Genomic DNA, 18958 nt, shown 5'->3' with positions numbered 1-18958 from the left:
TTGTTAATGAAAAGAATTCAGTTATTATATATACCGCTGCTGGCATTGTCTTGTTCAGCCTGCAACGGACCAGCATCCACTAAATCATCTGTTGATACTTTAGGGTCAGATTCTGTAGCCTATAATACTGCAGAAGTTAAACCGGCTGTAATTACAGAGCCTGTAAAATATGATACCGATGATCCGGCTATATGGGTAAACCCCGCCGACCCGGCTAAAAGCCTGGTAATAGGCACGGATAAAGACGAGGATGGCGCTTTGTATGTTTTTGATCTGAATGGAAAGATCGTTCAGGATAAGGTTGTGCATGGCTTAAAACGCCCTAATAATGTTGATTTGGCCTATGGTTTAATGCTGAATGGCAAACCAACGGATATTGCCATAACAACAGAGCGTTTAACGCATAAGCTGCGCATTTTTTCCCTGCCGGATATGAAACCTGTTGATAAAGGTGGAATCCCGGTTTTTGAAGGTGAAACAGGCACAGAATATCGCGATTTGATGGGGATCTCTATTTATACCGCGAAGGATGGCAAGATGTATGCGATAGTTGGCAGAAAAACAGGGCCTGCGGATGGCTATTTGTGGCAATATTTATTGGGCGATGACGGCACCGGAAATGTAAAGGCTACGCTGGTACGTAAATTTGGCCAGTACAGCGGTAAAAAGGAGATAGAATCCATTGCTGTTGATAATGAGTTAAAACATATCTACTACTCAGACGAGCAGGTTGGCGTACGTGAGTATGATGCCGACCCAAAATCTGGCAATAAGCAGCTGCGCATTTTTGGCACTACCGGTTTTAAAGAAGACCATGAAGGTATTTCTATATATAAACTGACTGATTCAACAGGATACATCATGGTGTCTGATCAGGGCGCTAACCGGTTTCAAATCTTTAGTCGCGAAGGAACGCCGCAAAACCCTAATGAGCATAAACTTTTAAAAATAGTAAATGTTGCCGCGCGGGTTAGTGATGGATCTGACGTTGTTAATGTGCCTTTGAATGATACATTTAAGCACGGCCTGTTTGTAGTAATGAGCACCGACAAAACATTCCATTATTATCGTTGGGAAGATATTGCAGGCAAAGAGTTAAAAATTAAGTAGGCTTTTTATTGCCTTCTGCGTTTACAATTTATTGAAAATCTTGCTCCGTAAAGGGTGCAAGATTTTTCTGTTTTGTGGCATTGCTATTATTATTAACAACTCTGTTCCGGAACAGGTGGAACAAAGCGGAACAGTATTTTTTTTAAGACGTTGACAATTAAACATATAGCTTTTAAAATGAAACAAAGCGAAACAACTATTCGTCAGGAAGAATAGCCTTAAAACGCATTCAATATACTGATTATTAGTATAGTTACTGATAATGCGATGGACTTACCCCGTACTCTTCTTTAAAGCATTTGCTAAAATAAGCGGCGTTACTAAATCCTACGTTTTCGGCAATTTCGGCCTGGCTGTACCTTTTTTGATTTAATAATACAACCGCTTTTTTTAGACGTACTGAACGGATAAACATTGTTGGAGCATAACCGGTAAGTGCAACTAATTTTCTGTACAGACCGGTTCGGTCCATATTCATGTCTTTACTTAATTGTTCAACAGAATAAGACGGATTCAGGAGATTCTCTTCTACAAACCTGAGCGCCCGCTCAACTAATTCCTGGTCAAATGATAGCGGGCATTCGTCGCCTGCTGCTATGCTCTCCTGCCCACTTAACTGGTCCAGGGTTTGACATGCATTTGTATAAATACTCTCCAATTGTGCCTTAAGCAGCTCATCACCAAGATTGTTAATGATCGCTTCAAGCGGTTTTAATATCAACTTAAGTCGTGTGCGTAGCTCCTGCCCCATATCTATAATAAAGTTAATCATTATAACAATGGTGTAAATAATAAAAAACCAAAAATCTCCCGCGGGAGATCTCTAAAAACTATTTGACATGGCATAGTTCTACTAAGCATTATCGCATCTGAATATAAACACACCAGTTATCCCATTAATATTAACAGCTACACTAGCCAAGATATGACCATCCGCACCTTGAGCGCAAAAAATTGCTTTTCACCAAAAAAGCCGCCACGTAATACGTGGCGGCTTTTGAATTGTGTAGTAATTGTTAAAATTACGGCAGTTGCAATTTTATTACATCTGAATATAAGGCATCAGTTATGGTATTAGCTTTAACAGCTACAGACGCATAGATAGTACCATTATTACCAAAAGCACGCAAGAATTGCTTTTCGCCGGTGGTAAGGGTATTCAAATCAACTTTAACAGTAACAGCACCAGTAGAAGTAGCAGCAGCAGGAACTATGATACCCCCGGCATTTGTACCGGCATTAAAGCTACGTGCCGCACCTTGAGTAGCAGACTGAAGATCTGGTACATTGGTTGGACTAAGATATATAGCTACATACTGTAAAGTTGCTAACGTACTGGCAGAAGGTTTAGTAACGTTAAACGTAGCTGTAAAAACGCCACCAGTATACGTAGTTGCAAAGTTATTCATCCACAAATAGGGTACCACCTCGATATTACCAAGATCAGTATCACCGTTAACTGAAATGGCTTTGTTTGTAAAGTCCTCAAATGGCAATCTACCCGGGTTGGTTCTGGCCGTGTAGCTACCATCAAAAAATTTACTGCTAAAGCTACCATCATGCTTGGCATAAATTCTAACCTCTCCGGCACCATATCTCTCTTGCGCCCCGCTTGTTTGCTGTAAAAGCACATGAGAGGTGTTGGCAGAACCGATAATGTCGGGGTTGGTAAATATTAACCCAACGGGTTTCCCCTGATAAGTGAACCGTCCTGATAATGTTGATGATGGGTATTTCTCATTATCTTTACCGCATGATTGCACAAGCATACTTGCTGCAGCCAGCAACATTATAAAAAGTGTTATTTTATTTTTCTGTTTCATAATACATTTTTTATGATTTATTATTCGCCCGGATTTCTTTCCCAGTTTGGATTAAAGGTTCTCCAACTATCAACCGTAGCTGAATAATAGCTTTTGTTTTCAAAGTACTGAGGATTAGCTCTCTTTCTGAAAGCCCTTTTTCTTTCAAATACATATTTACCATTATTACCACCAGGATTGCCTGCGATATTTACTGTGTAACCATATAATTGGTATGGGTACGACGAACCATTTGGATATTCCCCTGCTTTTGAGTTAGTCGGGCCGTCCCAATATTGATCTGCCAATCTCCATCTGTTCATATCCCAAAGACGGTGATCTTCCATAAAAAATTCAATGCGCAATTCCCTTCTTAGCTGAGCAAAGTCAAACTGACCAGCACTAAGGTCCGGAAGTAAACCGCGCCTTCTTAAAACATTAATATAAGTAACACCTACAGCCGGGCCACCTAACGGAGCACTAAATAAAGCGGCTTCAGCGCATATTGCATACGCTTCTGCCAAACGGAAACGTATTACCCATATATCGCTATAGTTTGGTGCAATTGAGGCACCTGGTTTCTCGTCAAGCCATTTGCGGGGGATAAAACCGGTTTTGTTTACAGTTTGACTAGTATTCTCAGCTGGTCCGTTTATACTGGTAAGGAAAGTACCTTGAGTTCCTTTTGCCGGAGGGGCAGAGGTAAAAACCAGCAGCGTACCATCGGCATTATAACCACCACGCCACTCACCCGCGCGTAAATCTACCGGGCTACCCTTCCATACAGCTTGAGGCCATATAACTGATCCCCATAAACGTGCATCTTTTTGCATAAATGGATTACTATTTGGATCTGACAAGTCATACATGATCGGTGCGTTGCCAACACCACCCTCGTTAATCAGATTTGGGGTACTGATGGTCCTGGTTTTTATTCCCTGGGCACGGGTAGCTCTATCCTCAAACGACTCGACAAAGTCAGCTGTGGCACCCAATTGATTACCAAACTGGGTGCTTTCGTTAAGGCTAAACGGACCAACCCTCTCAGTCCAAGTGGTATTTCTGGCAGGCGATAGACGATCTGCTGTCCATATTACTTCGGTATTACCATCTTTAACGTTTATCACCTTATCAAAGGCTTGTTGCGCCGCTACAAGAGTAGCACCTGTCATTAATTGGTAAGCACCCCCATCAACAACCTCTTTGGCAGCATCAAAAGCAGCCTTGTAATAAGCATCAGCTTTAGTTGCAGGGATACCATGAGTTTGAGTGCCAAATTTATCCTTTTTTTCAACATTCGCGTCGCCGGGGGTATTAAATCTGGCAATTGAAGCCGCAGTTAAAGCAGCACGTGCTTTAAGCATTTTGGCCGCCCATCTATTAGCCAAAGCCTGGTTTTTATTTTGTCCGGCCGGAATAGTTGCTATACCGCTACTTGTCAGCTTTGCAGCAGCAAGGTCGCACTGGGCTATGATGTAATCATAACATTTTTCTTCTGAGTCGCGTGGCTTTTGCAGTGGCGTCGCATCTGTGCCGCCCGCAAATTCAAATACCTCGTCGCCTACAATGGTCAAACCACCCAAAGTTTTTACCATGTGGAAAAAAGTCCAGGCACGTAAAAACATAGCCTGTCCTTCAAACGAGGCATTTTCAAACGCAGACATACTCTTTTTAGACTCTTCAGTACGGATGCCTGCTAAAAATATGTTTAGTCTGCGTATCAAGCCATAATCAAAAGCCCTGTACCTGTTTTTGGTGAAAGCCACTTGCTGAGCAGAAGCCCCACCCCTGTTATTTTGCGCATCATCCGGATCCTGTTGAAAACTATCATCAGTAGCGTTACTTGCGCCCCAGCCAGCAGATCCAACACCAAAATTATTACCAGGAGGGTTAGACACCTCATTAATTTGATTGTAAAAACGGGCCAACACTGAGTTGATCAGGTTCTTATCGGTATATACAGCTGGTTCTTCGATCACCGAGTTCGGAACAACCGTTAGGTCTCTTTTACACCCAATAAACACCATGTTTATTAAAAAGAGTGCGAATAGACTATATAAAAATTTTGTTTTCATGTTCTTATATTTAGAATTTAACTGAAATGCCTGCTGTTAAAACCCTCGGGCTAGGTAATCCGCCACCGGCACCTTGTGTAAGTTCCGGATCAATTTTGCCCGGCATATTTGAGAATGTATACAAGTTTTGTGCAGCTACATACAACCTAAGGTTAGTTAGACTTAAAGGTTTCAAAACAGAATATGGTACTGTATAACCTATTTGTAAATTACGTACTCTAACATAGGTTATATTGGTTTGCCATCCGCCGTGGTTGAAATTTGTATTTGGCGCAGGGTTTGTTTGTAAAATCAATGGGTACTTACCAACTACAATAGGGCTGTTTCTGTCAAATATGTCAGAATAATAGCTTGAGTTATCTAATAAATACTGTGATGTATTACGGTTTGGTAACCACTCGCGCATGTAAGCACCGGTAGCACTGCTAAAACCAGAAGAGGTCTGTTCAAACGTAAACATTGAACCACCTGTAAAATCGGCCCTAAGGTCAAACCCTTTGTAGTTTACGTTAAAACCAAAGCCAAAACTTAATGGTGGGAGACCACCATTTATTTGATAGGTTTCCCTGGTTTGGTCGCGGTCATTTATCACACCATCACCATTTGTATCTTTGAATATAAAATCGCCGGGTTTTTGGGTCACGTTACCTTTGCCGTCCTGGTCAATACCGTGGTTCTGTATTTGCTCCCAGTTTTGAAATTGTCCAACAACTACATACTGAAATGGCCCGCCACCTAATCTGTCTACACCGCTATTGCGAAATCTGTCATAGTCACTTGAAAAAATCTGGTTGTAACGGAAACCTGTTATGCTTCTGCCATAGCTAAAGCTGGCGTTAAAGCCGTAACTAACTTCGCCTACACGGTCGCGCCATGACAAACTACCATCAACACCGCGGTTTTTATCGGTGTTAATGTTTTCATCACCAGGCTGAAAACCTGCCAGGTCAGGCAAGGTTAACCCTCTATTTGCCCGAAGGCCTGTACGGGTACGGTTAAAATAATCTAACGCGATATTCAAGCGGCTATTTAACAAGGTAACGTCAATACCAACATCACTTGTATAGGTACGTCCCCAGGTTAAAGCTGTAGAAGGCGGAGGTAACACCTGTGTACCGGTAATTACACTACCGTTTAGTACCGCAGAGCCTTGGTTATACTCATAACCCGTCAAGAAGTTATCTGTAGGGTTGCCAATGTTGAAACCTAAAACACCGTATGATGCCTTGATCTTAAAATCGTTAAAAATGCTTAGAACCGGGCTTTGTTTCCAGAAATCTTCCTGAGAGATACGGTAAGCTATTGCGCCACCCGGGAAGAATCCCCATCTATCGGCAGGTCTGTAGTTAGATGAACCATCGTAACGTCCAAAAGCCTCAAGAATGTATTTGCTCGCAAAGTCGTAATTTAACCTTACCTGATAACCCTGCGCCGGTGAATAATTACTAATGTTATCCTCGAAAGAGGTAAGATTGCCATTACCAGCATTTGGTATATAAGGGATAGCATTAGCCGGCGGGATACCCGTTATCCTTACAAATGGCGAATAACTAAGGGTGCTCTCTTGATTGACATTCAACTGGAAATTGTGTTGGCCAATAGACTTTTTATACTCTAACTGAAATTGAAGTGAAGACTGATCAGTATTTCCAAAATTGTGCTCATTATTACGGTTTGGTGCAAATGACGCATCTGGGACAATGACACCTGCAGTATTTAACACATACAAACTAGGTGACAAACGGCGCGAATCGAACTGGTTACTCAAGAATGAGTAATTAGCCAACATACGCCCCTTTAAACCCGGTAAAATGTCTACTTCTAACGTACCGGTTATTGAAACATTTCTCCTGGTGGTTGATTCTGTTCCTGATAACTTAGGATCTACTAAACCATAGCTGTATGACTGAGATGAAGGAGATGTACCTGTAGGGTATAAAGGGTTACCGTTAACATACGGCCCTGATAATGGACTAAGATACGGCGCAGTTCCCGATCCCGGTAAAATTGGCAAATTACGAAATGGGGCTTCGGCCTGCCAGTCAAAATCGTTGCCTTCAACATTGGTATTCGATTGTTTTGACCAGTATCCATTCATTTGCATACCAAATTTGATACGCTTGCTAATATTAGCATTAAAATTGGCTTGTATATTTTGGCGTTTAAAACCATCACCAAAATCGCGCAAGGCTACACCTTGATTTAAGGTTGCTCCGCTAATATAATAGTCTGTATTTTCTGTACCACCTGAAACAGCGATCTTAGCCTGGTATTGCGGCGCGCTTTTGTATATATATTTATACCAATCAAAACCTTCATAACCTGCTTCGCCATTCATAATTTTTTGGTAGATCTCCGGAGTTATAGTTCTGGGAGAAACACTTTGTCTGCCATCACCGTAAGTTTCGGTTTGTACTATACCTTTAACATAGCTTTTTATATCGGCGGGCTTAGCAAAATTGGCATAAGTTTGCGTACCATAATAGCTGTCAAAATTAAAAGTTGGCTTTTGGCCTCGTTTACCTTTTTTAGTTACCACAACTATTACACCGTTTTCTCCGGCAAAGCCGTAAATAGCAGCTGAGCCGTCTTTTAAAACGTTCAATGATTCAACATCATTAAAGTCAAGGGCGTTAAAAGCATCCATATTACGTCTGGTACCATCAATAATAATAAGAGGCTGATCACCAGCATTATTGCCACCATTACCAGTACCGCCAAAGTTACGAATACGAATTATTGGGTTGGATCCCGGCTGGCCGCTACTTTGCCTAAAGTTAACACCGGCAATTTTACCTGCCATTGCACCTGAGGCTGACGTTGCCCTTGATTGTGACAAGTCATCGCCGCTAAGTTGTGAAACTGCGCCGGCAAGTGTAGCCTTCTTGGTGGTTAAACCAAAACCTGTTACAACAACTTCATCCAGGTTACGTGTTACTTTTGTCAGCTTAATATCCAGCACTTTCTTGCCCTCTATAGCAATTTCCTGCTCGGTATAGCCTACAAAATTTACTACTAAAACAGAACTAGCGCTTGGTACGTCTAAAGTAAATTTACCATTAACGTCAACCGCGACAGCGTTAGTAGTGCCTTTTACCTTAACGGTTGCACCAATTAAGGTTTCGCCGGTACCCTCGTCGGTAACCTGGCCGGTTACTCTAAAACCTTGTTGCGGGCCGGCTTCGTAAGCTGCCATGTCATCCGCCCGGGCAATTGATACCAGTTGATTGTCAATTTCCTTGTAAACCAAACCAAAATCACCAAATACCTTATTAAGTACATCAGTAAGGTTCGCGTTATCCGCCTTTATAGATATCTTTTTGTTTGTAAGCGTTTTTGAGTTGCTGTAAACAAACCGATAACTACTTTTATTTTGGATAGTTTCAATCACTTTGTCCAGATCGGCATCCTTTAAATTAAGGGAAATTGTGGTTTGCGAAAAAACGTTCGCAAACGCTCCGATATTAAAAATCAATATAAAAAATAGTGTCAGTTTCATTATTAACAGACGCTTAAATAGATAAAATTTTTCCGATACACTCAGCGAGTGCATAAATATTTTCATAACTTTAGGAATTAAGGTGAAATAACAACAGGTAGCCGTGCCAACAACATCTGCTGTTACTAGTAATTGGTCATCTTTTAGGAGCGGGATCAACCATTAGGTTATCCCGTTTTTTTAGGTCATTCTTTTCTCATAGGCATATTATTTTGTAATGTAAAATGTTAAATCCTTCTTTTTGAATTGAAAAGGCTCTGCTTCGCGCAAAGACATAAACGCAGACAAAACGGTGGTTTTCTTTTCAAACGTTCCTGTGAATCTTAAATTCTTCAATTCATTGTCTTTAAAGATTATCTGAACACCATACCAGCGTTCCATGTCTGCTGCTATTGTTTCAAAATCTTCATTTTTAAACACCAGTTTGTTTTTAAGCCATAAGGTTTCAACTGCTGCACTGTCAATATTGGGGAGGTAGGTTAAATTGGTAAGGGAATATTGGGTTCCCTCTATTACGGCATTTATGTTACGGCCGCGTGGTTTATTTAATTGTATTTGAGATGGTAAGTTATTTTCAACTATTAACTTTTCTTTTGGCTTAAGTATGATACGATCGGCCTTGCGGTCATTCAGCGTTACCTCTATTGAGCCCTCAATAAGCGAGGTCTCGCTCTGCGATGCGTCATCGTAGGATTTAATGTTAAAAACAGTACCAAGCACCCTTACATTCATTTTTTTTGTGTGAATTATAAAAGGGTGCTTACGATCTTTATGCACTTCAAAAAAAGCTTCGCCATTTAAATATACTTCCCTGATTTTATCGCCGAATGATAGCGGATAGCTTAAAGTAGTACCTGAGTTAAGCGTAACAATTGTACTGTCTGACAAAACCAGTTTTCTTTTTACTTTGGGCGCGGTAGTGCTATTTTGCCAGTTTCTGGCAATAGAGGTTTCTTTAGCAGTCCGGGCCGATAGGTACCACAAAAACAATGTTGTACCTAAAACTAATACTGCTGCATATTTTAGTACAGCAGGCCATAATTTACGCGGCGCCTTTTCATTATCATCCTCGCTATCCACATTGCCAGACTGTTCTGTAAGGTGAATAACATCCATCAATTTATTAAAATTTGCAGCGCTGGCTTTATATTCTGTTTTGTTTGCGTTCCAGTATTGTTTTATGATCGCGCTTTGTTTTTTATAGGACGTGTTTTGCTGCATTAACAGAACAAGCTCCTGCTGCTCTGCAGGAGTTAGTTCTTCTGTCAATTCTTTTGTAAGCAGCTCTACAAAGCGTGGTTCAACCATATAAAACAAGAATACCTTCTGATTTAAAGCAAGGACAATAAAAAAAGACGAATTGCCTACAGGCTAAAAAAATATTTCTGAAAAGGCCATCATCATCACAACCTTCGAAACAATATCAGTCTTAATTAACTTGGCCGATGGCGTCACGGAATAACCGGTCAAACAAGTAGTAAGCTTTTGCATTGCCCTGAATAATTGGGTTTGTACAGTGCGCGGCGATATATTTAATATTTCTGCCACCTCCTTATACTTCAAGCCGTCTTCTCTTATTAATTTGAAGATAATGCGGCATTGCTGAGGTAGCGCATCTATAGATTGATCCATATAAAAATGCAGTTCTTTTTTTTCAAGCTGGATCTGCGGATCGGCGGTATCTATCAGATTCATCTCGCCCGAATCTTCGGCCGGGACAACACGAATAGAAGAGTATTTTTTAATATAATTTAAAGAATGGTTTTTTACGGCAACAAAAAAATAGGTATCAGGGCGCTCAATGTGCTGCATATTGCTCCTGTTTATCCAGCTTTTTACAAACACATTGGTCACTATCTCTTCAGCTTCTTCTCGCTGATGAGTATACATCATACTAAAGCGTACCAATGCATCATATAGCAGGTAATAAAATGACTCAAATGCCTTAACGTCGTCGTCAAAACATATGCGTTGCCAAAGCGGCAAAATATGCTCCTTTTTATAGTTCAAGCTTTTAAATAAAATGGAGATGCCTCCGGTTTAATAATAATCCTGTAATGCTACAATCCGTCAGTTTATCAAAAAATGATAACGGTATTATTTTCACTAACAGACTGGTAATTACTCATTAATTGGTTAGTACCAAATTATGCTTTACAGTAACTAAATCGTTTGCGTTGATGTTGAAAAAATTTATACTGATGTTGATTTAGAAAATTGTTTAACTACAAAGTAAGTTTAATTGATCTAAAAGTAGGTTAACTACCTATGATGGTTGATAACAACTAATTACATTTATACCATCATGAAAAAATGTTCTTCATATTTATATCTATAATTATGGTTAACGTGCTGAATTAACGGCTCAGGATATAAACACCACATCGTATGTTACCACTACAGGCGAAAGTGTATTACGTTTAGTATTTGTGCCGCCATTATATAAATTGCAGGCATGGTAGTATTTTACAAATGACGAAAAACTGAAATAGTGGATAGCCCCTCCTCCTATCTTATTTAAATTACTATGCAAAACGATAAAGCGACAGAGAAACTTGTAAAAAGACAAAATGTAAACGATCATTTAGCTAACGAGCGTACCATGTTGGCATGGGTGCGTACCGGTATTGGTATTATAGCTTTTGGCTTTGCAGTAGTTAAGTTTTCGCTTTTCGTTCGCCAGATCTCCGTTGCCATCGGAAAAAACCTCAGTAAACCACATGGCTACTCGGCCGAGATCGGCATCGCTTTGGTTGCATTGGGCACATTGAGCATAGTGTTTGCTTACATCCAATATCGCCACACCGAACGCCAGTTAGATGCCGAAGAGTATCATCATTCATCCTGGCTCATTCAACTGCTTGTGGCGCTTATCTCGCTAATAGGTATAGCGCTTTTGGTTTATCTTGTTATAACAACTTAAGAGGATATACATGGCAATTTCCTCGTCCAAGCCCAGAAAAGGTGTACATAGTTTGTAACTCTTTCATAAATTATGGCACAACCTGTCGGTTTAGCAAAGCGTTTAGTAGATTTGCCTTACTATGCTCAAGAAGTCGCTTTTTACGTTAACGCTCGCCGCACTTGTTTTAATTAGCACTACAGGCTGCAATCGTCAGCAAAAGTTTACCCGCGAAATGTGGAGTTATGGCGATGGGTTGGAATACCCGTCGAGAAAGATGATACTGGATGATTTGTTAGCCAACCATAAAATAAAAGGACTTAACCATTACCAGGTTATTCAATTGTTGGGAAGCCCGCAGAATAGGGACACTTCAAGCTTTAAATATTCTTATCAGATAGAAGATACCGGACTGAAATATAACCCAAAAAAGAAGCCGGTTTATATCAAAAATCTGGTACTTTACTTTAGTAACGATTCTATTGTTACTAAAACTGAAGTGTCTGAAAAGACCAAGAACGTAAAGTAGAATGAGGCAGCAAAGCTAAGATTTAGAACATTTTATCCCGCTGATTCCGTTTTAAGTGAGATAAGCCTGACCTGTTCGTCAAGTTCACGCGCCGATACCATTAAGTAGGCAATAAGTTTACTCTGCTCTTCCTCGCTATTCGGCGTATTACAAAGCAGATCTGCAAGGCCCATTATCCGCACTAAAGGCGAACGTATGGAGTGCGATTGCAGCCAGGCAATATCCAGCAATTGCCTGCTTTGTTGCTCCACAGCGTTAGCATAGAGTATTTTTTCGGTATTATCTAAACAGGCGCCTATCATTTCAAGCGGTTTTCCGTTATTATCAGTTTTTAATTTAGCCCATGACCGTAGGTAGCGCAGGCTGCCATCCGGGCGGAACACCCGTTCATTAAACTCAGCTCCTACCCCGGTATCTAAAACCTGCTTAATTATACTATATATATTGTCCCGGTCATCGGGATGTAGCCGCTCCAGGTAGCCGGCAAATGTTGCTTTAAAATTGTGCTGATCCAGCCCGTAAATGGTGTACAAAGCCGGCGACCAGCTTACTACATCATTAACAATATCCCATCGCCAGTTGCCAAAGTGCGCCAGTTCCTGGCTTTGTAGCATTAACAGGTTAGCGTCTCTAATAACTTCGGTTTGCTGCCGGTTCTCTAAAATTATACGCAGCAAAGCGGCGGTTTTTTCCATCACTTTCAGTTCTTCCGGGCGGGGGCTTTTAGGTTTGTTATAATACATTCCTAAAACCGCTATTACATTGCCTTCGCCATTAGTAACCGGATTGGCCCAACACGCTGCAAGATTATATTTTTCTGCAAGCTCTGTATAGTTCGCCCAACGTAGGTCTGCGGCTATATTGCTTACAATAACCTGCTGCTTCAATGAAGCAGCAGCTCCGCATGAACCCACATTTGCGCCAATAACAATATTTGAAATTGCTTCCATGTAAGGCAAGGGTAGCGACGGCGCCAAACCGTCGGTTAATCGCCCGTTGGTGATCCGATGAATAGAACAAAGCATTTGCGGAAACAATTCTTCAAGGCCTTTAAGATAGGCCAGAAGCACATTGGTTAGCGATATGGACAAGTCTGAATTGAGATGAAGGATATTGCGCTCCAGGAGTTCTACCGCGTGTAAGCGTTCGGTAACACTTACATCAAGCATTATACCGCATAATCTAAATCCATCCTCGTTGTTATGGGCAATTGAAACCGTATCCCTAACCCACACCACCGTACCATCTGCGCTTATCATCCGGAATTCAAAAATCTGTCTGGGTGCTCCATCCTCTTTTATCATGCGGTATTTGTCAACAATACCGCGGTCATCAGGATGTATTCGTGTTACCCAAAAATCTGGCACCTGCAACCATTCGGCCGATTCAAAGCCTAAAATAACCTTCACTTGCTCGTCAATAAAGAAGAATCTGCGCATATCCATATCGGCATTCCAAACTATTGCGCCTATGGATTGCAGCAACGAATAAAGTTGTAAAGGATCGTTTTCTATGATCATGCTTGGATAAAATATTGGCAATTAAAAATACTACAACGCTATCACAATTCAAAGGCAGTACACGGCCATTAAATACGTCTGTCACCAATCCGTAAATTGAGTACGTGCTTGCAATACTTTTGGCACATTATTGTTACATTTGACATACCATTAACTGATACTACTATGCTCAAAGGATTTTTCAATGTGCCTATCCCGCACAATGAACCGGTATTTAATTATGCCGCCGGAAGCCCCGAACGCGCTGCACTCAAGCTCGCTTTGGAACAAACCCGGGCGCGTCAAATAGATATTCCGATGTATATTGGCGACCAGGAAGTGCGTACTGCTACAAAACTGGAGATACGCCCACCTCACGACCACCAACACGTATTAGCTACTTTTTCTGAAGGTGATAAAGGCACTGTGCACGAAGCAATAGCAGCAGCACTGGCAGCTAAAGCCGACTGGGAAAAATTATCCTGGGAACAACGTGCCGCGATATTTTTAAAAGCGGCAGAACTGCTTGCCGGCCCCTACCGAATGAAGATCAATGCCGCCACAATGCTGGGGCAATCAAAAAACGCTTACCAGGCCGAGATAGATGCAGCTTGCGAAATGATAGATTTTCTGCGCTTCAATGTGCATTACATGACGGAGATCTATCAACAGCAACCGCCAATATCACCAAAAGGTATATGGAACCGCGTGGAGCAGCGCCCGCTGGAAGGTTTTGTGTTTGCACTTACACCGTTCAATTTTACGGCAATAGCCGGCAACTTGCCAACATCGGCAGCCATGATGGGTAATGTGGTAGTTTGGAAACCCGCTTACACCCAAATTTACGCTGCCAATGTACTAATGCAGGTTTTCCGCGAAGCGGGTGTGCCACACAGGTGTTATTAACCTAATTTATGTGGATGGCCCGGTCGCCGGTGATGTTATATTTAACCACCCTGATTTTGCAGGAATCCATTTTACAGGCTCAACGCCTGTTTTCCAAACCATTTGGCAAACTATCGGCACCAATATTCATAAATATAAAAGCTATCCGCGTATTGTTGGCGAAACCGGGGGTAAAGACTTCGTATTAGCGCATCCAAGCGCCGATGCAGAAGTGGTAAGTACTGCGTTAGTTCGCGGGGCCTTTGAATACCAGGGGCAGAAATGCTCTGCTGCCTCACGGGCTTACATTCCTGCTTCACTTTGGCCAAAAGTTAAAGAGTTAATGCAGCGTGATCTGGCCGCTATTAAAATGGGACCGGTTGAGGATTTCGGCAATTTTGTGAACGCAGTTATAACTGAGGTATCATTTGACAAATTGGCCAAATATATTGATGCTGCCAAGGCCGACACCGGTGTTGAGGTAGTAGCAGGCGGCGGTTATGATAAAGCCAAGGGCTGGTTTGTTGAGCCAACGGTACTAAAAGTAAACGATCCTTTTTACGTAACCATGTGTACAGAACTGTTCGGTCCGGTGCTGACGGTTTACGTTTACGACGATGACAAGTTTGATGAGATATTAGATGTAGTTGATAAGACATCAGTTTATGCCCTTACGGGAAGTATCATATCCCAAGACAGATATGCTATTGATAAAGCTACCTACCGTTTGCGCAACGCGGCGGGTAACTTTTACATAAACGACAAACCAACCGGGGCAGTTGTGGGGCAGCAGCCGTTTGGCGGCGCCCGCGGCTCCGGCACAAACGATAAAGCGGGCAGCATGATCAACCTGCTGCGCTGGGTATCACCAAGAACAATTAAGGAGACCTTTGATCCTCCTAAGGATTACAGGTACCCGTTTTTGGGATAGTTTTGGAGGAGAGGCAAGAATCAAGAGCCAAGAAGCAAGACAGTTTAGCAGTAATTGTCTTGCTTCTTGGCTCTTGATTCTTGATTCTTTCTACTATTGAAACCTAAACACCTCATCCATGTTCTCGTTATTGCGGGTGCTTACGCCCATATCTTTTATTTTACCTGTCTCTATGCTGTATACCCAGCCATGCACCGCTAACTCCTGCCCGGTAGACCATGCGTTTTGTACGATAGAAGTTTTGCAGAGGTTGTAAACGTTTTCAACCACGTTCAGCTCAACGAGGCGGTTGGTGCGCTCTTTCTCATCTGTTATTCTGTCTAACTGCTCTGCATAAATACGATAAACGTCTTTAATGTGACGTAACCAGTTATCTATCAATCCAAATTCTTTATTACTCATGGCAGCAATAACGCCGCCACACCCATAATGGCCGGTAACAATAACGTGCCTTACTTTTAAAACGTTCACCGCATAATCCAGCACACTCAGCATGTTCATGTCTGTATGTATCACCATGTTTGCAATGTTACGGTGCACAAAGATCTCGCCCGGCTGCGTGTTGGTGATCTGGTTGGCCGGCACACGGCTATCGGCGCAGCCTATCCATAAAACCGGCGGATTTTGGCCCCTTGCCAGCTTTTCAAAATATTGCGGATCGAGTTCAAGTGATTTTGCTATGAACTGTTCATTGCCGGCTAAAAGGCTTTCATAAGTTATATGACCGGTATCGTGAATTTGTGCACACATAGATTAATTAAATTGTATTCGCAAAGTAACAATTTTTAAAGTTTTGTTAAAAGAGATTCTAAACGATGTAGTCGTTAACTTAATTACCCCAACCTCTGCCAACCTGTCACCGTTTCCACCCACATTCTGACTATTTAATACCACAAGTCACCCCCCACTAAGCACTCGCCGCCCAAAAAACTGACAAACCTAATTTGGCACAACCCTTGTTAATAAGCATGTATTAGGTAAAACAATCAAGTAAAGAAACAATAATCATATGTCTAAAATAATCGGAATCGACTTAGGAACAACAAACTCCTGCGTATCTGTAATGGAAGGTAACGAACCTGTAGTTATAGCTAACAGCGAGGGCAAACGTACTACGCCGTCAGTAGTAGCTTTTATCGACAATGGCGAGCGTAAGGTAGGTGATCCTGCAAAACGTCAGGCTATTACTAATCCTACAAAAACTATTTCATCTATTAAACGCTTCATGGGTAACCAGTTTAACGAGGTTACTAAAGAAGCAGAACGCGTGCCTTACAGCGTAGTAAAAGGCGACAACAACACTCCGCGTGTTGAAATTGGCGACCGCAAGTACACGCCACAAGAAATTTCTGCAATGATTTTGCAGAAAATGAAAAAAACTGCGGAAGACTTTTTAGGTACCGAAGTTACAGAAGCGGTTATTACTGTACCTGCTTACTTTAATGATGCACAACGCCAGGCTACCAAAGAAGCCGGTGAAATTGCAGGCTTAAAAGTTCGTCGTATTATTAACGAACCTACTGCTGCTGCTTTAGCTTACGGCTTAGACAAAGCTCATAAGGACATGAAAATTGCTGTGTTTGACTGCGGTGGCGGTACGCATGACGTATCAGTACTGGAGTTAGGCGATGGCGTTTTCGAAGTAAAATCAACCGATGGTGATACACACTTAGGTGGTGATGACTTTGACCAGGTTATTATTGACTGGATGGCGGATGAGTTTAAAAGCGACGAAGGTATAGATCTGCGTAAAGATCCAATGGCTTTGCAACGTTTAAAAGAATCTGCAGAAAAAGCTAAAATTGAGTTATCAAGCTCAACTCAAACAGAAATTAACTTACCATACATCAGCGCTGGCGACGGTGTGCCAAAACACTTAGTTAAAACTTTAACCCGTGCTAAATTTGAGCAACTGGCTGATAGCCTGATCAAACGTACTATTGAGCCTTGTAAAACTGCTTTGAAAAACGCAGGTTACAGCACAAGCGATATTGACGAGATAATATTGGTAGGTGGTTCAACCCGTATACCTGCTATACAAGATGCAGTACAAAAATTCTTCGGTAAATCGCCTTCAAAAGGTGTAAACCCTGATGAGGTTGTTGCAATTGGTGCAGCTATACAAGGTGGTGTATTAACCGGCGAAGTTAAGGATGTGTTACTGTTAGACGTTACCCCGCTTTCATTAGGTATTGAAACCATGGGTGGCGTAATGACCAAACTGATAGAATCAAACACTACTATCCCAACCAAAAAATCGGAAGTTTTCTCTACCGCGTCAGACAGTCAGCCATCTGTGGAGATCCACATTTTGCAGGGTGAGCGCCCAATGGCATCAGCTAACCGTACTATAGGCCGTTTCCACCTGGATGGTATTCCACCAGCTCCTCGTGGCGTGCCACAAGTTGAGGTAACTTTTGATATTGATGCCAACGGTATATTGCATGTATCTGCAAAAGATAAAGCTACCGGTAAAGAGCAAAAGATCCGCATTGAGGCTTCTTCAGGTTTAACTGACGCTGAGATCAAAAAAATGAAGGATGAAGCAGAAGCTAATGCTGATGCTGACAAAAAGGCAAAAGAAGAAGTTGAAAAACTGAATGGTGCCGACGCACTGATCTTCTCTACAGAAAAACAACTGAAAGAGTACGGCGATAAAATACCTGCTGATAAAAAAGGCGCTATTGAAGAAGGTTTAACCAAGCTTAAAGCTGCTTATGTGTCTAAAAACTTAGCTGATATTGAAGTAGCACAAGAAGAACTGAACACAGCGTGGACAGCAGCTTCTGAGGATATGTACAAAGCATCTGCTGAAGCCGGACAACAACCTGGTGCTGATGCAGGCCAGCCTGGCGGTAATGCCGGTGGCGCGCAAGGTGCAGCTGATGATGTTACCGATGTTGACTTTGAAGAAGTGAAGTAAGCTACAATAAGTAAACTCAATATATATCAAAGCCCTCTCTGATTAAACGGAGAGGGCTTTTTGTTTTATGCGTTTAAGCTTGGCTTTGCTCTGTGGCTGCATTTTCGGCAACTGCCGGCTTTTCTTGAAACTTACGTTTGTTATACCTGTTTAGGATATACATCATCGGCCAGATCATGAAATATATAATAGGGAACGGAGCTCCAAAAATCAGGGCGATTAATAAGCAGCAAAAAAAGAATGCAGGTATAGCTATGGCCCGCATCCTGAAGAGGTGTAAAAACTGCGCTGATGGTAAGTGTTCGGCTATGTTATTAGCAGGATTAAATACATATCTAATGATGCGAAAATTAACTATTGCCATAATTATAACATTAGCATTGTAAAACACATAGGGAACCGTTTGCAGTTGATTTTCGCTAAAATATGCTGACGAAAACGGCATCAACACCACCGTGAACAGAAACAGCATATTCATCCATATCAGTTTTTCGGTAAAATTGGTTACAAAACCAAATATGCGATGGTGACTACGCCAGTAAATGGCTATCACGAAAAAGCTCATCATAAACCCAACGAACTTTGGTATCATGTTCAGTAGATCAACTATCTGCTCATGGGTATTTTTATTGTGACCCTCAGGAGCTTTTATCTCAATTATTAACAATGTTATAGCAATAGCGAATACCGCGTCGGTAAATAGAATAAGACGTTCTATCTGAAAATCCCTCCGCCCGGGGTCGTGTTGGTCTAAAAGATGGTCGTGTTGTTTCATAGCAATTTACGCCATTAAGATAGATAAA

At 41.7% G+C, this 18958-nt stretch carries 13 protein-coding genes and 1 pseudogene; 5 read left to right on the top strand and 9 right to left on the bottom strand.

Annotation, left to right across the window (positions count from 1 at the left end):
• The first annotated feature begins 6 nt into the window (after positions 1 to 6).
• A complete protein-coding gene (locus ACVW2L_RS21140) occupies positions 7 to 1110 on the top strand; it encodes a phytase (protein ID WP_457129928.1) in 1104 nt (367 codons plus the stop codon).
• A 253-nt stretch (positions 1111 to 1363) separates the two neighbouring features.
• On the opposite strand, the gene ACVW2L_RS21135 is transcribed toward ACVW2L_RS21140, so the two are convergent.
• The 6 genes from ACVW2L_RS21135 to ACVW2L_RS21110 form a co-directional block, all read right to left on the bottom strand.
• Positions 1364 to 1882, bottom strand: a complete 519-nt coding sequence (locus ACVW2L_RS21135) for a helix-turn-helix domain-containing protein (protein ID WP_457129927.1) — start codon at positions 1880 to 1882, stop codon at positions 1364 to 1366.
• A 250-nt stretch (positions 1883 to 2132) separates the two neighbouring features.
• The gene (locus ACVW2L_RS21130) at positions 2133 to 2933 is read right to left on the bottom strand and encodes a DUF3823 domain-containing protein (protein ID WP_457129926.1); all 801 of its coding nucleotides are present in this window, start codon (positions 2931 to 2933) and stop codon (positions 2133 to 2135) included.
• A 20-nt stretch (positions 2934 to 2953) separates the two neighbouring features.
• Positions 2954 to 4987, bottom strand: coding sequence for a RagB/SusD family nutrient uptake outer membrane protein (locus tag ACVW2L_RS21125; RefSeq protein ID WP_457129925.1), 2034 nt, complete (start codon positions 4985 to 4987; stop codon positions 2954 to 2956).
• Positions 4988 to 4997: 10 nt separating this feature from the next.
• The gene (locus tag ACVW2L_RS21120) at positions 4998 to 8486 is read right to left on the bottom strand and encodes a SusC/RagA family TonB-linked outer membrane protein (RefSeq protein WP_457129924.1); all 3489 of its coding nucleotides are present in this window, start codon (positions 8484 to 8486) and stop codon (positions 4998 to 5000) included.
• Between the two features lie 207 nt (positions 8487 to 8693).
• Positions 8694 to 9794, bottom strand: coding sequence for a FecR family protein (locus ACVW2L_RS21115; RefSeq protein WP_457129923.1), 1101 nt, complete (start codon positions 9792 to 9794; stop codon positions 8694 to 8696).
• Positions 9795 to 9857: 63 nt separating this feature from the next.
• Positions 9858 to 10496, bottom strand: coding sequence for an RNA polymerase sigma-70 factor (locus tag ACVW2L_RS21110; RefSeq protein WP_457129922.1), 639 nt, complete (start codon positions 10494 to 10496; stop codon positions 9858 to 9860).
• A gap of 517 nt (positions 10497 to 11013) precedes the next feature.
• Here ACVW2L_RS21110 and ACVW2L_RS21105 point away from each other — a divergent pair.
• Complete coding sequence (locus ACVW2L_RS21105) at positions 11014 to 11409, top strand: YidH family protein (RefSeq protein WP_457129921.1); 396 nt, start codon at positions 11014 to 11016, stop codon at positions 11407 to 11409.
• Between the two features lie 121 nt (positions 11410 to 11530).
• A complete protein-coding gene (locus tag ACVW2L_RS21100) occupies positions 11531 to 11917 on the top strand; it encodes a hypothetical protein (RefSeq protein ID WP_457129920.1) in 387 nt (128 codons plus the stop codon).
• 32 nt (positions 11918 to 11949) lie between these two features.
• Here ACVW2L_RS21100 and ACVW2L_RS21095 read toward each other — a convergent pair whose 3' ends face one another.
• Positions 11950 to 13437 carry a PAS domain-containing protein gene (locus ACVW2L_RS21095; RefSeq protein WP_457129919.1) on the bottom strand — a complete coding sequence of 496 codons (1488 nt, stop codon included), beginning with the start codon at positions 13435 to 13437 and terminating at the stop codon, positions 11950 to 11952.
• Between the two features lie 165 nt (positions 13438 to 13602).
• On the opposite strand from ACVW2L_RS21095, the pseudogene pruA reads away from it, so the two are divergent.
• Positions 13603 to 15232: pseudogene (pruA, locus tag ACVW2L_RS21090) on the top strand (L-glutamate gamma-semialdehyde dehydrogenase).
• A gap of 93 nt (positions 15233 to 15325) precedes the next feature.
• On the opposite strand, the gene can reads toward pruA, so the two are convergent.
• A complete protein-coding gene (gene can, locus ACVW2L_RS21085; protein ID WP_457129918.1) occupies positions 15326 to 15982 on the bottom strand; it encodes a carbonate dehydratase in 657 nt (218 codons plus the stop codon).
• 259 nt (positions 15983 to 16241) lie between these two features.
• Between can and dnaK the strand changes: the two genes are divergently transcribed.
• Positions 16242 to 18155 (top strand): molecular chaperone DnaK, encoded by a 1914-nt coding sequence (gene dnaK / locus ACVW2L_RS21080; protein ID WP_457129917.1) that lies wholly within the window; start codon positions 16242 to 16244, stop codon positions 18153 to 18155.
• A gap of 73 nt (positions 18156 to 18228) precedes the next feature.
• Here dnaK and ACVW2L_RS21075 read toward each other — a convergent pair whose 3' ends face one another.
• Positions 18229 to 18930 carry a TMEM175 family protein gene (locus ACVW2L_RS21075; protein ID WP_457129916.1) on the bottom strand — a complete coding sequence of 234 codons (702 nt, stop codon included), beginning with the start codon at positions 18928 to 18930 and terminating at the stop codon, positions 18229 to 18231.
• Positions 18931 to 18958 lie beyond the last annotated feature (28 nt).

It is taken from the genome of Mucilaginibacter sp. HD30 (genome assembly GCF_054061755.1).
Note: the sequence above shows the minus strand (reverse complement) of the source record. Positions and strands in the feature narration are given on the sequence as shown.

What these genes read in the sequence shown, in the direction of transcription:
- ACVW2L_RS21130 (WP_457129926.1), bottom strand. Translation starts at nt 2,933, where the DNA reads ATGAAACAGAAAAATAAAATAACACTTTTTATAATGTTGCTGGCTGCA.
- ACVW2L_RS21095 (WP_457129919.1), bottom strand. Translation starts at nt 13,437, where the DNA reads ATGATCATAGAAAACGATCCTTTACAACTTTATTCGTTGCTGCAATCC.
- dnaK (WP_457129917.1), top strand. Translation starts at nt 16,242, where the DNA reads ATGTCTAAAATAATCGGAATCGACTTAGGAACAACAAACTCCTGCGTA.
- can (WP_457129918.1), bottom strand. Translation starts at nt 15,982, where the DNA reads ATGTGTGCACAAATTCACGATACCGGTCATATAACTTATGAAAGCCTT.
- ACVW2L_RS21135 (WP_457129927.1), bottom strand. Translation starts at nt 1,882, where the DNA reads ATGATTAACTTTATTATAGATATGGGGCAGGAGCTACGCACACGACTT.
- ACVW2L_RS21075 (WP_457129916.1), bottom strand. Translation starts at nt 18,930, where the DNA reads ATGAAACAACACGACCATCTTTTAGACCAACACGACCCCGGGCGGAGG.
- ACVW2L_RS21100 (WP_457129920.1), top strand. Translation starts at nt 11,531, where the DNA reads ATGCTCAAGAAGTCGCTTTTTACGTTAACGCTCGCCGCACTTGTTTTA.
- ACVW2L_RS21140 (WP_457129928.1), top strand. Translation starts at nt 7, where the DNA reads ATGAAAAGAATTCAGTTATTATATATACCGCTGCTGGCATTGTCTTGT.
- ACVW2L_RS21120 (WP_457129924.1), bottom strand. Translation starts at nt 8,486, where the DNA reads ATGAAACTGACACTATTTTTTATATTGATTTTTAATATCGGAGCGTTT.
- ACVW2L_RS21105 (WP_457129921.1), top strand. Translation starts at nt 11,014, where the DNA reads ATGCAAAACGATAAAGCGACAGAGAAACTTGTAAAAAGACAAAATGTA.
- ACVW2L_RS21125 (WP_457129925.1), bottom strand. Translation starts at nt 4,987, where the DNA reads ATGAAAACAAAATTTTTATATAGTCTATTCGCACTCTTTTTAATAAAC.
- ACVW2L_RS21115 (WP_457129923.1), bottom strand. Translation starts at nt 9,794, where the DNA reads ATGGTTGAACCACGCTTTGTAGAGCTGCTTACAAAAGAATTGACAGAA.